Source organism: Denitratisoma sp. DHT3 (genome assembly GCF_007833355.1).
Taxonomy (GTDB): domain Bacteria; phylum Pseudomonadota; class Gammaproteobacteria; order Burkholderiales; family Rhodocyclaceae; genus Denitratisoma.
In genome coordinates this window covers 1,450,496-1,463,620 of sequence record NZ_CP020914.1, presented here as the reverse complement: position 1 = coordinate 1,463,620, position 13,125 = coordinate 1,450,496, and the positions used below count along the sequence as shown (strand labels likewise).

At 61.1% G+C, this 13,125-nt stretch carries 18 protein-coding genes and 2 pseudogenes; 15 read left to right on the top strand and 5 right to left on the bottom strand.

Translation table 11 applies throughout. From position 1 onward, the window contains the following. Window positions 1–2: 2 nt before the first annotated feature. The 6 genes and pseudogenes from B9N43_RS06685 (at window position 3) to B9N43_RS17535 (ending at window position 2,920) form a co-directional block, all read left to right on the top strand. Window positions 3–1,082, top strand: coding sequence for a copper resistance protein B (locus B9N43_RS06685; RefSeq protein WP_145841529.1), 1,080 nt, complete (start codon window positions 3–5; stop codon window positions 1,080–1,082). A 77-nt stretch (window positions 1,083–1,159) separates the two neighbouring features. After that, on the top strand, window positions 1,160–1,633 hold the full coding sequence (locus B9N43_RS06680) for a hypothetical protein (RefSeq protein ID WP_145841528.1): 474 nt from the start codon (window positions 1,160–1,162) through the stop codon (window positions 1,631–1,633). A 22-nt stretch (window positions 1,634–1,655) separates the two neighbouring features. Then, the gene (locus B9N43_RS06675; protein WP_145841527.1) at window positions 1,656–1,892 is read left to right on the top strand and encodes an SHOCT domain-containing protein; all 237 of its coding nucleotides are present in this window, start codon (window positions 1,656–1,658) and stop codon (window positions 1,890–1,892) included. 36 nt (window positions 1,893–1,928) lie between these two features. Next, entirely contained in the window at window positions 1,929–2,321 is a 393-nt protein-coding gene (locus tag B9N43_RS06670; protein ID WP_145841526.1) for a DUF302 domain-containing protein, read from the top strand. Between the two features lie 95 nt (window positions 2,322–2,416). Further along, a pseudogene (locus B9N43_RS17750) lies at window positions 2,417–2,557 on the top strand (YHS domain-containing protein); the annotation flags it as partial. A gap of 123 nt (window positions 2,558–2,680) precedes the next feature. Then, entirely contained in the window at window positions 2,681–2,920 is a 240-nt protein-coding gene (locus tag B9N43_RS17535) for a hypothetical protein (protein WP_261379406.1), read from the top strand. A 139-nt stretch (window positions 2,921–3,059) separates the two neighbouring features. Here B9N43_RS17535 and B9N43_RS06660 read toward each other — a convergent pair. The 4 genes and pseudogenes from B9N43_RS06660 to merT all read right to left on the bottom strand — a co-directional run. After that, window positions 3,060–3,170, bottom strand: a pseudogene (locus B9N43_RS06660) (transcriptional regulator MerD); the annotation flags it as partial. Between the two features lie 33 nt (window positions 3,171–3,203). Then, the gene (gene merA, locus B9N43_RS06655; RefSeq protein WP_145841524.1) at window positions 3,204–4,898 is read right to left on the bottom strand and encodes a mercury(II) reductase; all 1,695 of its coding nucleotides are present in this window, start codon (window positions 4,896–4,898) and stop codon (window positions 3,204–3,206) included. 10 nt (window positions 4,899–4,908) lie between these two features. Beyond that, on the bottom strand, window positions 4,909–5,187 hold the full coding sequence (gene merP, locus B9N43_RS06650; RefSeq protein WP_145841523.1) for a mercury resistance system periplasmic binding protein MerP: 279 nt from the start codon (window positions 5,185–5,187) through the stop codon (window positions 4,909–4,911). A 12-nt stretch (window positions 5,188–5,199) separates the two neighbouring features. Beyond that, window positions 5,200–5,550, bottom strand: a complete 351-nt coding sequence (gene merT / locus B9N43_RS06645) for a mercuric ion transporter MerT (protein ID WP_145841522.1) — start codon at window positions 5,548–5,550, stop codon at window positions 5,200–5,202. 71 nt (window positions 5,551–5,621) lie between these two features. Between merT and merR the strand changes: the two genes are divergently transcribed. The 5 genes from merR to B9N43_RS06620 all read left to right on the top strand — a co-directional run bounded on the left by merR (window position 5,622) and on the right by B9N43_RS06620 (window position 9,779). Continuing rightward, the gene (gene merR, locus B9N43_RS06640) at window positions 5,622–6,077 is read left to right on the top strand and encodes an Hg(II)-responsive transcriptional regulator (protein ID WP_145841521.1); all 456 of its coding nucleotides are present in this window, start codon (window positions 5,622–5,624) and stop codon (window positions 6,075–6,077) included. Between the two features lie 117 nt (window positions 6,078–6,194). Further along, the gene (locus B9N43_RS06635; RefSeq protein WP_261379405.1) at window positions 6,195–6,464 is read left to right on the top strand and encodes a YHS domain-containing protein; all 270 of its coding nucleotides are present in this window, start codon (window positions 6,195–6,197) and stop codon (window positions 6,462–6,464) included. Beyond that, entirely contained in the window at window positions 6,364–6,714 is a 351-nt protein-coding gene (locus B9N43_RS17745; protein WP_409994726.1) for a DUF2933 domain-containing protein, read from the top strand. Before B9N43_RS06635 ends, B9N43_RS17745 begins: the two co-directional genes overlap by 101 nt. Continuing rightward, window positions 6,711–7,382, top strand: a complete 672-nt coding sequence (locus tag B9N43_RS06625) for a methyltransferase family protein (RefSeq protein ID WP_145841518.1) — start codon at window positions 6,711–6,713, stop codon at window positions 7,380–7,382. The genes B9N43_RS17745 and B9N43_RS06625 overlap by 4 nt, the downstream gene beginning before the upstream one ends. A gap of 48 nt (window positions 7,383–7,430) precedes the next feature. Further along, window positions 7,431–9,779, top strand: a complete 2,349-nt coding sequence (locus tag B9N43_RS06620) for a heavy metal translocating P-type ATPase (RefSeq protein ID WP_222428830.1) — start codon at window positions 7,431–7,433, stop codon at window positions 9,777–9,779. Between the two features lie 90 nt (window positions 9,780–9,869). Here the strand turns inward: B9N43_RS06620 and B9N43_RS06615 are convergent, their stop codons facing one another. Beyond that, complete coding sequence (locus B9N43_RS06615) at window positions 9,870–10,526, bottom strand: hypothetical protein (RefSeq protein ID WP_145841516.1); 657 nt, start codon at window positions 10,524–10,526, stop codon at window positions 9,870–9,872. A 264-nt stretch (window positions 10,527–10,790) separates the two neighbouring features. On the opposite strand from B9N43_RS06615, the gene ssb reads away from it, so the two are divergent. From ssb to B9N43_RS06600, 4 genes are all read left to right on the top strand, one after another. Next, window positions 10,791–11,243: a single-stranded DNA-binding protein gene (gene ssb / locus B9N43_RS06610; protein ID WP_145841515.1), complete on the top strand. Its 453-nt coding sequence runs from the start codon at window positions 10,791–10,793 to the stop codon at window positions 11,241–11,243. Between the two features lie 80 nt (window positions 11,244–11,323). Continuing rightward, the gene (locus B9N43_RS06605) at window positions 11,324–11,596 is read left to right on the top strand and encodes a hypothetical protein (protein WP_145841514.1); all 273 of its coding nucleotides are present in this window, start codon (window positions 11,324–11,326) and stop codon (window positions 11,594–11,596) included. 284 nt (window positions 11,597–11,880) lie between these two features. Further along, on the top strand, window positions 11,881–12,042 hold the full coding sequence (locus tag B9N43_RS17165; protein WP_170228062.1) for a hypothetical protein: 162 nt from the start codon (window positions 11,881–11,883) through the stop codon (window positions 12,040–12,042). A gap of 199 nt (window positions 12,043–12,241) precedes the next feature. Next, the gene (locus B9N43_RS06600) at window positions 12,242–13,075 is read left to right on the top strand and encodes a PD-(D/E)XK nuclease-like domain-containing protein (RefSeq protein ID WP_145841513.1); all 834 of its coding nucleotides are present in this window, start codon (window positions 12,242–12,244) and stop codon (window positions 13,073–13,075) included. The last annotated feature ends 50 nt before the right edge of the window (window positions 13,076–13,125 follow it).

The window sequence follows — 13,125 nt, the reverse complement described above, 5'->3', positions numbered from 1 at the left end:
GCATGAATACGCGGAAGAACTGGTTGGCACTGATCCTGGCGACACTCAGCATCGCCCCCCTGTCGGCTCAGGCGCAAGGCGCCCAAGATTCAATGTCGGGCATGGACCATTCCAGGATGAACCAAGGGGAAATGAAGGCCGACGAAGCAGCGATGCCCGCGGAAGCAATGCCGGCGATGGATCACTCCAAGATGAATCACGGTGCAATGCCGGCTGACTCGGCTGCAATGCCGGCAGAATCGATGCCGGGCATGGATCATGGGGCAATGGGCACCTTGCCATCCGGCGCAACTGAGGGAATGGCCGGAATGGATCATGGCGACATAAAGGCTCAGGGTGGCGACGCTCCTGCCGACGCACGCGATCCGCATGCCTATTCCGGCGGCTATACGCTGGAAAGCGGTGACTACGTCCTGCCCGGGCCGCGCCAGCTCAAGCTGGCGGACGAGCACAGTTTCGGCAGCCTGCTGGTCGATCGTCTCGAACATGTCCGGCCCCGCCACAGCGGATCGACCGAAACCGCCTATGACATCCAGGCCTGGTTCGGTCGCGATTACGACCGGTTCGTCGTCAAAGCCGAGGGCGAGCATGCCCGGGGACGGTTACAGGAGGCCCGCACCGAACTGTTGTGGAGCCACGCAATCGCGAGCTACTGGGATGCTCAGGTCGGCCTGCGCCAGGACAGCGGCGTCGGGCCGGACCGTAGCTGGCTGGCCTTCGGCGTACAGGGCATGGCGCCCTATTGGTTCGAAGTGGACGCCACCGCCTATCTCGGCGGCAATGGCCGGACCGCGCTGCGTCTAGGCGCGGAATACGAACTGCTGCTGACGCAGCGGCTGGTCCTGCAGCCGCGTGCCGAATTCAATCTTTACGGCAAAAGCGATCTGGCCCGCGATGTCGGCAGCGGGCTGTCGGATGGTGTATTCGGTCTGCGCCTGCGTTATGAGTTTTCACGACAGTTTGCGCCGTATTTCGGCGTGGAGCGGATTGCGAAATATGGCAAGACCGCTGATTTGGCGCGCAATGCCGGAGGAGTAACCGGCGAAACGCGCTGGGTGGCTGGCCTGCGCTTCTGGTTCTAGAGAGTCGCCGAATAGTCAATTGAAAAGCAATGTCCGATCAAAGTAACACCCACGTCAACTACCCAAGGAGCACTACCATGAAAACGATCACGATATCCGTTCTTGCCGCATCGCTCGCCCTGACCATGCCGGCTTTCGCCGATGATGCGCACCACCCGGAAAAGGCGGCTGAAGCCAAGAGCGCCCCCGCGCAGATCGGGCCGCAGGTGAAGAAAATGCAGGACAACGTCAAGAAGATGCAGCCACAGCTCGACCGCATCGCCAATGCCAAAACCGACGCCGAGCGGCAAAAGGCCATGGCCGAGCACATGCAGACGATGCAGGAGAACATAGGCATGGCGCGCGGCATGCAGTCCGGGATGATGGGCTGTCCGATGATGGAGCGCGGTGGCATGGGCATGATGGGCGGTAGCCAAGGCATGGCGGGTGCGGACGACATGATGGCCAAGCGCATGGAGATGATGGAAAAGCGCATGGACATGATGCAAATGATGATGCAGGGCGGCATGGGCACGATGCAGCAAGGCGGCGCGGCCAAGCCAGCCAATTGACGGCATCTGCGGAGAAATCGCCATGTGGGGATACGATCACGGTGGCTGGCCGATGGGTATCGGCATGATCCTGCTCTGGGGACTGCCGATCATCTTGCTGGTCTGGCTGTTCGCCAAAGCGGCTTCCAGTCGCGGTGCCAAGGACGAAACACAGCAGTCCCCGCATGAGATTCTGGATGCGCGCTACGCGCGCGGCGAGATCGGGCGCGACGAGTATCAGGAGCGTCGCGCCGACCTTGAAGGACACAACAAACGATGAGCCGCGCATGGGCATGCCCTTAACAAGGAGAGAGCAATGAATACACGCTACGGTTTCGGCAAAAAGGTCGCGCTTGCATTCGATCAGGCCATCGAATGCGTCACCGCCGAGTTGCAGAAAGAAGGCTTCGGCGTACTGACCGACATCGATGTTTCGGCCACGATGAAGAAGAAGCTGGATGAGGACATGCCTCCGTATCGCATCCTCGGCGCTTGCAACCCAAAGCTGGCGCACCAGGCGATGACCGCCGAACCGTCCATCGGCCTCCTGTTGCCCTGCAATGTCGTCGTCCGCCAGGATGCCGCCGGGGCCGTGTTTGTCGAGTTCATGGATCCCGCTGCCGTGCTTCAACTCGTCGACAACCCGAACATCGAGCCTCTCGCCGCAACGGTGCGCGGCAAACTTGAGCGGGTCATGCAGGCGATCTGACGGATGCCCAGAAAGTCGGCGCTGGCGGGACGGCGCATAACCGGCACGTCGCTGACTTTCAGCATCTCCATGCTCTGCTTTGACAGGAGGGGGCCATGACCAGGAGACCCGAAACGAGCCGCGACCCTGTGTGTGGAATGGTTGTAGGCGTTGCCGCATCACCGTACTCGACGACGTGGCAAGGGCTCGAGTTCCATTTCTGTTCAGCGCAATGTCAAGAGCGCTTCATTGCCACCCCAGCGCTCTACACCGTGCCAAGAGGTGTCCAGAATATCGTTCCCATCGTCCGGAGACATAGGCTCCGCTTCGTCGCGCCGACACGGGAGGCGCTTCGTGTCGCATGCGGCAAACTCCTGAGCATGATGGGAGTCGCTGCCGCCACTCCCGATCTCGATGGCATCACGGTCGAATACGACCTACGCCAGGCGACGCTTGCACAGATTGAAGGTGTCGTTGCCGAAGCGGGCCTCATTCTTCGCGGCGGTTTGCATCGCTGGCGCCGCAATCTGTGGAAATTCATCGAGGGCAACGAAATCGAAAACGAGGCGCATCCGATGAGCGGCGCTTGCTGCAACCGTCCGCCAGCGCGGTCGCGCTAAGAGGGGGGGGCTCGGATAACGGAAAATAGAGCACGCTAAACCGGTTGCAGCGGTCGTAGCGGCCTGAACTTGCCCACGTCGACCTTGGCGCTGCTGCGCCACAGATAATCGCCGGTCAGGTTGATGTATTACCAGCCGAGAACAGTCTGTAGCCGCCTGGGGGGCACGCCACCGGCCGCACCAATCCGCTCAGCAGATAGTCGCGCACGATATGCACGCTCACCCCGGCATCAAGGGCCAGCCGGGACACCGTGTAGGCGCTCGTTGAACACCACCTTTTTCCTCATCCGGCGCAGCAGGAAAGCTGCTTCACGTCCTTGCTGAAGGTCTGCGCCGCGAGCTTCAACCCCTCGACCATCGTCAGGTAGGGGAACAACTGGTCGGCCAGTTCCTGCACCGTCATGCGGTTGCGGATGGCGAGCACCGCCGTCTGGATCAGTTCGCCAGCTTCCGGCGCCACCGCCTGCACGCCGATCAGACGGCCGCTGCCTTCCTCGATGACCAGCTTGATGAAGCCGCGCGTATCGAAGTTGGCCAGCGCACGCGGCACGTTGTCCAGCGTCAGGGTGCGACTGTCGGTTTCGATCCCGTCGTGATGCGCTTCGGCCTCGCTGTAGCCCACGGTCGCCACTTGCGGATCGGTGAACACCACGGCCGGCATTGCGGTTAGGTCGAGGGTAGCGTCGCCGCCGGTCATGTTGATCGCGGCACGGGTGCCGGCCGCTGCCGCCACATAGACGAACTGAGGCTGGTCGGTGCAGTCGCCAGCCGCGTAGATGTTTGGGCTACTCGTGCGCATGCCCTGGTCGATAACGATGGCCCCCTGCGGATTGACCTTGACGCTGGCCGCTTCCAGGTTAAGGGCGCGGGTATTCGGCGTGCGGCCGGTGGCGACCAGCAGCTTGTCGGCACGTAGTTCACCGTGCCCCGTGGTCAGCACGAATTCGCCGTCCACATGAGCGACCTGGCTGGCTTGCGTGTGCTCCAGCACCTCGATGCCCTCGGCACGAAAAGCCGCTGTGACGGCCTCGCCAATGGCTGGGTCTTCCCGGAAAAACAGCGTGCTGCGCGCCAGGATCGTGACCTGGCTGCCCAGCCGGGCAAAAGCTTGCGCCAGTTCCAGCGCCACCACCGACGAGCCGATCACGGCCAGGCGTTCGGGAATCGTGTTGCTGACCAGGGCCTCGGTCGAAGTCCAGTAGGGTGACTCTTTCAAACCTGGAATCGGTGGCACGGCCGGGCTGGCACCCGTGGCAACCAGGCAGCGGTCGAACACCACGACGCGCTCGCCACCCTCGTTCAAACGGACGACGAGGCTCTGGCTGTCCTTGAAACGCGCTTCACCGTGCAGAACGGTAATGGCCGGGTTGCCGTCCAGGATGCCTTCGTACTTGGCGTGGCGCAGCTCATCGACGCGGGCCTGCTGCTGGGCCAGCAGTTTGTTGCGATCAATCGCAGGCGCGGTTGCCGTGATACCGCTGTCGAACGGGCTTTCCCGGCGCAGATGGGCGATATGCGCAGCGCGGATCATGATCTTGGACGGTACGCAGCCGACGTTCACGCAAGTGCCGCCGATGGTGCCGCGCTCGATCAGCGTGACCTTCGCGCCTTGCTCGACGGCCTTCAGCGCCGCCGCCATCGCGGCCCCGCCGCTGCCGATCACGGCGATCTGCAACGGGTGTTCGCCGTCACTACGTTTATCAGCGGCCCCTGTCCAGCCGCGCACCTTGTCGAGCAGTCCGGCGCGGTTTTCTGTCGGCGGCGCATCGGCAAGCGTTGCCTGGTAGCCCAGTCCGGCCACGGCGGCAGTCAGTGCATCCGGTGACGTGCCCTGCTCAATGGCGAGTTGCGCTGTGCCCATCGAATAGGACACTAGCGCCGATTGCACGCCGGTCACCTTTTCCAGCGCGTCCCTGACATGCGCCGTGCACCAATCGCAGGTCATGCCTTCGATATGGAGAGTGATTGCCTCGGCCATGACTGCGCTCTCACTGATTGACGCTGGACGGGTAGCCCGCGTTTGCGGTGGCCTTGGTCAAGGCGTCGGCGTTGGTCTTGGCGTCGTCGAAGGTCACGATGGCTTCGCGTTTCTCTAAGCTGACCTCGATCTTTTGCACACCGGCAACCTTGGACAGCGCCTTCTTGACCGTGATCGGGCACGCGGCGCAGGTCATGCCGGGCACCGACAGGGTGACAGTCTTGGTGGCAGCCCAGGCGGGCGCGCTCAACGCGGCGGCCAGGGCGATGAGGGTGATGAGTTTCTTCATGGTGATCTCCTTTCAGTAGAACAGCGGCAGGATGTAGGGAAACGCGAGAGCCACCAGGACCAGCGCCGCGACGATCCAGAAAATTACCTTGTAGGCCGTCCGCACCTGGGGCACGGCGCAGACGTCGCCGGGCTTGCAGGCATGGGCAGGTCGGAAGATGCTGCGCCAGGCGAAGAAAAGCGCGATGAGCGCTGCGCCAATGAATATCGGCCGATACGGCTCCAGCACCGTCAGGTTGCCGATCCAAGCGCCGCTGAACCCCAGGGCGACCAGAACCAGCGGCCCGAGGCAGCAAGTTGAGGCGAGGATGGCGGCCAGCCCTCCGGTGAAGAGCGCCCCGCGCCGGTTTTGTGATTCAGACATGCGCTTGTCCTTTCGAATTTGAATTGGATAGCGTAACCTTACTTCCGTAGTTATGTACGGAGTCAAGCGAAATGGAAAACAATTTGGAGAACCTGACCATTGGTGTTTTCGCCAAGGCGGCCGGGGTCAATGTGGAGACCATCCGGTTCTACCAACTTAAGGGCTTGCTGCCCCAGCCAGAGCGGCCGTATGGGAGCATCCGCCGCTACGGGCAGGCGAACGTGGCGCGGGTGAAGTTCGTGAAGTCAGCCCAGCGCCTGGGATTCAGCCTGGACGAGATCGGCCAGCTTCTGAAACTGGAGGACGGCACCCATTGCGAGGAAGCCAGTAGTCTGGCCGAGCACAAGCTCAAGGATGTGCGCGAGAAGATGGCTGACCTGGCGCGCATGGAGGCCGTGTTGTCTGAGTTGGTGTGCGCCTGCCATGCGCGAAAGGGGAACGTTTCCTGCCCACTGATTGCGTCACTGCAAGACGGAGCGAACCTCGCGACGCCGGCGCGGGGTGGTCACAGGGCGACTAGGCCTTAACGTGCTTTATTTTCCGAATTCTGAGACGACCCCTAAGGGATAGTCCGGCCCTGCTGACGAAAATGTCATTTCGGCGTCATGTTCGCGTCAGGTTGTCGCGGGCATAGTGACAGTGACGTGAAGTTCATCGAAATCGATCAACATCCAGGAGGGCAAATGAAACATCGTTCCGACGACACGAACTACAAGGATCCCGTTTGCGGCATGGTCGTCAGCCGACTCACTGCGGTCGCAGAAGCGGAGCATCAGCGCAAGACCTATTACTTTTGCGCACAGGTGTGCCGGGATGCCTTCCTGGCCGACCCGAAAAGCTATCTTCGGGCGCACCGCCAGCACGGCATGCCACCCAAGTCAATGCCTACAGAAGAATACGATGCAAACCCATGACCATTCCGCGCACGGGACACCGCATGCGACTCCCGTCAGGACAAGCCGTCGCTCCCGTTGGGTCTTCGGCGGTTTCGCACTCCTCGCGGTTCTGCTCCTGGCCTTTGAGCACAGGATGCATCTCTCCGGCCTGATCGGCTGGCTGCCCTACCTGATCCTTCTCGCCTGTCCGCTGATGCACCTGTTCATGCACGGCGGCCATGGCCATGGCGGAGGCGACGGCAGGTCCAACGATGGAACAGGAAAATGACAGAAGCTGTTCCCGCCTATGGCCTGTGGTCGCTGGTGCTGATCAACTCGGCGCTGTTCATCTTCTTTGCCTTCAGCTTCTTCAAGCCTCATAGTGCTCGCGACTGGCGCACCCTGGGCATGTTTTCGGCCTTCGTGGTTGCGCTGTTCACGGAGATGTATGGATTTCCGCTCACCATCTATCTGCTCTCGGGCTGGCTGACCAAGCAGTTCCCCGGCGTGGACTTCCTCGCCCACGATTCGGGTCATCTTCTGGAAGTGATGTTCGGCTGGCGCGCCAACCCGCACTTCGGGCCGTTCCACCTGTTGTCTGCCGCGTTCATCGGCGGCGGCTTCTGGTTGCTCGCGGCCGCATGGCACGTGCTCTATGCGGCGCAGGCAAGCAATCGGCTGGCGACCAGCGGCCCTTACGCGCGTGTGCGCCATCCGCAGTACGTCGCCTTCGTCCTGATCATGGCCGGGTTCCTGCTTCAATGGCCGACGCTGATTACGCTGGTGATGTTTCCCATCCTGCTCATCGTGTATGTGCGTCTCGCCCGGCGCGAGGAACGCGATTCCGCTGCCGCCTTTGGCGAGGCGTGGACACGCTATGTGCAAGCGACCCCGGCCTTCTTTCCGCATCGGCGCACATCCAACGACCCGGGCGCGCCGGATTCACCCGTCAGATGAGCGTCGTCGTGAATCGAAGGGGATGAAATGGACAAGGAGCAAACGACCATGACCGACAAATCCGCGCCGCGGCATGAGCACCATCATCACGAGCATGGCGCCGCGAACTCGAAAGATCCGGTGTGTGGCATGAACGTGACGCTGGATGCCGGCAAGCCCAGTGCCGAGCACGAAGGGGTCGTCTATCATTTTTGCTCGCAGAAATGTCACGACAAGTTTGTCGCCAGCCCCGATCGGTACACGGCTAATCGACCGGCGGTTCCGGATGTCCCGAAGGGTACGAAATGGACCTGCCCGATGCATCCGGAGATCATCCGCGACACACCCGGCGAATGTCCCAAGTGCGGCATGGCGCTGGAACCGATGGGGGTGCCGACAGCCGCCGACGGTCCCAATCCGGAACTGGTCGATTTCACTCGCCGACTGTGGGTCGGCACGGCGTTCAGCATCCCGCTGCTGATCCTGACCATGGGACCTTTGATTGGCCTGGGGTTCATTCGCGAAGGGCTGGGCGAACGCACGGCACAATGGGCGGAGGTGCTTCTTTCATCGCCGGTGATCCTGTGGGCCGGATGGCCTTTCTTCACGCGCGGGGTGACATCCTTCGTCACGAAGAACCTCAACATGTTCAGCCTGATCGCCATGGGGGTTGGCGCGGCCTATCTTTTCAGCATCGTCGCGGTGACGGCACCGGGTGTCTTTCCGGCTGGATTTCGTATGGAGGATGGCACGGTCGGCGTCTATTTCGAGGCTGCAGCGGTCATCGTCACCCTGGTCCTGCTCGGCCAGGTAATGGAACTGCAGGCCCGGGAAGGTACCGGCAGAGCCATCCGCGCACTGCTCGACCTGGCTGCCAAAACGGCTCGGGTGATCCGCCCGGATGGCAGCGAGGAGGAGATACCCCTGGAGCAGGTCCGCGTGGGCGACCGCCTGCGGGTGCGCCCCGGCGACAAGGTGCCGGTGGATGGTGTGGTGATCGAGGGGCACTCCTCGGTCGACGAGTCGATGGTCACCGGCGAACCGGTGCCGGTGGAGAAGGTGGCGGGCGAAGCGGTGACCGGTGCCACCTTCAACGGTAACGGGACCTTCGTCATGGAAGCCGTGCGGGTTGGGGCTGACACCCTGCTTGCGCAGATCGTCGATATGGTGGCCAATGCCCAACGATCGCGCGCCCCGATCCAGAAATTTGCCGACATGGTTGCCGGTCGATTCGTGCCGGCGGTGATCGGCAGCGCCGTGTTGGCCTTCATCGCCTGGGCCCTGTGGGGACCGGCGCCGGCGTTCGCCTATGCGCTGGTGGCGGCGGTCGCGGTTCTGATCATCGCCTGTCCCTGTGCGCTCGGGCTGGCCACGCCCATGTCGATCATGACCGCGACCGGCCGTGGCGCCCAGGCAGGCGTGCTGATCAAAAACGCCGAAGCGCTTGAGCGTTTCGCCAAGGTAGATACGCTGATCGTGGACAAGACCGGCACGCTTACCGTCGGGAAACCCAAGCTTATTGCCGTGCTGCCGGCCGAAGGGCATGATGAGAACGAGGTATTGAGACTCGCGGCGAGCCTGGAGCGCGGTTCCGAACACCCGCTGGCCGAGGCCATCGTCGTCGGTGCCGAGGAGCGCGGAATTGCGCCGGCCCGTGCCGAGGATTTCGAAGCCATCACCGGCAAAGGCGTCAAGGGCCGGATCGATGGCCGCGACGTCGCGCTGGGAAACGCGAGGCTGCTCGACGACTTGGGGCTTTCGGCGCAGCAGCACTCTGCGGATGCCGATGCCCGTCGCGATCAGGGAGAGACGGTGATGTACGTCGTTCTCGACGGAGCGGTTGCCGGCCTGTTGAGCGTTGCCGACCCGATCAAGGAGACGACGCCGGCGGTGCTCAAGGCACTCCACGACCTGGGATTTCGCATCATCATGGCGACCGGCGACAACGAGCGTACGGCACGCGCCGTGGCGGCACGGCTGGGAATCGACGAAATTCGCGCAGACGTGCTGCCGGCCGACAAGGCGCGCATCATCCAGGAACTGCAAGCACAGGGCCGCAAGGTGGCCATGGCCGGCGACGGGGTGAACGACGCACCCGCACTGGCTCAAGCCGATGTCGGTATCGCCATGGGCACGGGGGCGGATGTCGCCATCGAAAGTGCCGGCTTCACGCTGGTCAAGGGAAACCTCGGCGGTATCGTGCGGGCGCGGCGCTTGTCCCGTGCAACCATGCGCAATATCAAGCAGAACCTGTTTTTTGCGCTGATTTATAACGCGGCGGGAGTCCCCATCGCAGCCGGAGCGCTCTATCCCTTCTTCGGCATCCTGATCAGCCCTATCTTTGCCGCCTTCGCCATGAGCGCCTCGTCGCTCTCGGTGGTACTCAATGCGCTGCGCTTGCGCAAGTTGGATATTTGATGGCGGAATGCCCAGAAAAAAAACGTCACGATCATTCGATCTGCGGCAAGTCAGCATTGCCGAAAATGTGATTGAAAACGGCTCCCGCAATCACGAATCAACGTTATCCCCGGCTTTGCTCGTGTCATTGTTTGGCGTTGCGAACTCTCTGACGACCACCGACTCTTTTTCCTCCGCTGCAAGTTCCACGGTTTCCTTCTTGCGTGCCGCCAGAATCGCGCGCGTGGCAAGGGTGCGAATTTGCCCGGCTACTCGAAGAATCCTGCGTTTCCATTGATATGCCTCGATGGCGTAGTGCGTGTCGTCGATGAGACAGGCAAGCCATAGGGTATCCATCGCGGCGATCAACTGATCGAACTCGCGGATGATGGCGAGAAACCGTATCGAGCGCGGCGACGTGATCTGAATCTCGACGGTACGGGCATTGGTATAGCCGATCATCGTCTCGCAGCCATTGGCTTCGCTCATATCCTGCATGCGCTTGATCTCCTGGCGAATCTCCTCCAGGGTCTTGTTGAGAAGGTCATCAACCATTGCTTCTACCGCCTGGGCCTGTTCTTCGGTGCCGATGAAGCGCAAAACGACAGTCAGCGAGAACAGGCTATTGGCGCACATGTCGTAGCCACGCTCGAATATCTGCTGGGCATGTAAGGAATTCAGCAGAGCCTTCTGGGTAATGAACGGTCGGCTATTGCTCAGCCTGACGGTGGGTATGTTGGTTGAAAGTTTGTACTGCCGTGTGGCCATGACTGTCTCCCGATTGGAATAGCCTCGGGAGAGTAGTCAGGACGAATCATCTATGGCGTCTGAAATGCGTCCAAAAAGGGCATATTTCAACAGCCTGAAAACTTTCCAGATGGCCAGAATGCGCCCATCTCATGTCCTCCTTATGGCGGACACGGTGAAGGTAGCTGGCCTTCCCAAACAAACAGCATTTCAAACCCCGGCGGGGATACCCCGTCAGGTGATGACGGCCTTCCTGCCAATTTCAACTTTTGTCAGGAGGTAGTCATGGCATCACTAAACAGAGTCACCCTCATCGGCAACTTGGGTGCCGACCCTGAGGTTCGTTACACGCAGAACCGCGAAGCGATCGCAACGATTCGGATCGCAACGACGGAGACGTACAAGGACAAGTCGTCCGGTGAAAAGAAGGAAATCACTGAATGGCACCGTGTCGTCTTTTTTGGTCGCACGGCGGAGGTCGTAGGCGAGTACCTGAAGAAGGGCTCGCCCGTCTACGTCGAAGGTCGCATCCAGACCCGCAAATGGCAGGACAAGGCGGGGCAGGATCGTTATGTCGTCGAAATTCTCGCCAGCGAGATGAAGATGCTCGGCACGCGTCCAGCGGATGATGATGCACCCGACGCAGGCAAAGGCAAGCGTACCGGCAACGGTAAAGGCAAGCCTGCAGCTGCTACGGGTCCTGCATTCGAGGATGTACCCGACATCGAGCCGTTCTGAGTCGCACGTTTCTTGTTTCCCCACCGGGAGGTCCTTCCTCCCCTGGGGGAAGGACCTCCATCACCTTTGGAGGTTTGTTCGTGGAACGCGTCATTCTTGTCCTGGCCATGCTGGCAGGCCTGCATCTGATCCTTTCGTTTCTTCAGTTTGCGCTGGAAGCCATTCGTGGCTCATTCCTGCGTGTTCGCCTCCAGGCCAAGGTCGAGGAGGTGGTGGCAGAGGCAGATGAAGTACCGGCCGAGGAAGTGATCACGGATTGGCGGCAGTACGACATACCGGCGTATCTACGCCGCAACGGGACCGGCAACGATTCCGGCCACACGGCAAAGGCTTCCTTCGAAGTCATTGCCTGAAATTTCCACCCCAGCGGGGGCATCGCCTCCGCAAGGGGATCGGTGCCCCTTTTTTCATTTCAGGAGGCACCTCATGGAACTCGTTCTTCTCGCATGCTGCATCTCTGGCTGGATCATCAGCCGTCCGATCGTTCGCGCGCTCGGTCTGTAGTTCGCAGTATTGCCTGTGGGGGTCTTCCCCGCAGCACAAAGCGCTTTTCTCGAAGAGCCCTTTGTCCTGCGGGGATCGCTCCATTTTGGATGCGGTTTTCGCCAGGGAATCTCAACAACCTCTGGAGAAAATCATGAAACTCAATCCCTATCTCGTTCGATTGTTCGACCCGCTGCCCATGGCCTTTGCCTGCGATCTCTACCAACGGCTGAGGGAAGGCAAGCGGGACATGGAAACCCGCGACATGTTGCTGAAGGCACTCGACATGGCGCGCAAAGCCGGAACCATCGAATGATCCCATCGCCCCGGACCTCCGGGGCTTTCCCGAGGGCGTTCGCCCCGAGCGTCCTGCGGAAAGACAGATTTGATCGGACGGTTATCCGTTCGATTGAAAAGCGGTAGCTGGCCGCGCGAAACAAACAGCATTTTCCAACCCAGCCGGGGACAACGCCCCGGTTCGGGTCGGTGCTTCCGGCATTCACTCTGGAGGCATCATGAAACTCAATCATCCCGGCCTGCTCGTCATGCCGGCCACGCAGTATCACGCGGAGAAAGCCATCGGCCATTCGGGTATCGTCAAGATGCTCAAAAGCCCGGCCCACCTGCGCGAGTATCTGGATCATCCGCATCAACCGACACCTGCCATGGCGTTCGGTACTGCAGTGCATACCTATGTACTGGAGCAGGATCGCTTTGCCGAGGAATTCGTGGTGGCCGAGAAGTTCGACCGTCGCACGAAGGAAGGCAAGGAAGCAGCAGCACGCTTCGAGGAAGCCAATCAGGGCAAGATCGTGATTACTTCCGAGGAGATGGCCACGCTCACCCTGGTGCAGCGTGCCGTGTTTGCCCATCAAGGGGCGGCACGACTTCTGTCCGTTGGTGACGCCGAGCTCTCGGCGTTCTGGACGGATGCGGACACGGGCCTCAACTGCAAGTGTCGGCCGGATTGGTTCAACGGTGAAGCCATCGTTGATCTCAAGACCTGCGTCGATGCCAGCAGTAGCGGGTTCTCCAAATCCATTGCGAACTTCGGCTACGACATCCAGGCGGCGTACTACGTCGACGGGATCAAGGCCGTGACCGGAATGGAGCTTCCGTTCCTGTTTGTCGCCGTGGAGAAGGACGCGCCGCATGCGGTAGCGGTGTATCGCGCCGATCCCGACGTGATCGAGATCGGGCGCAAGAAATACCGGGCGGCGCTTCAGCTCTTGAAGTGGTGCCAGGCATCAAACAACTGGCCGGCATACCAACCGGGTGGCGAGATTGAACTGATCTCCCTGCCACGCTGGGCAGCCAACACAGAAGCCTTCGAGCTGGACGCCGCCTAATCCGCGGCATTTCTTTGTAGGTCATCAACCCCGGCGGGGATACACATCCC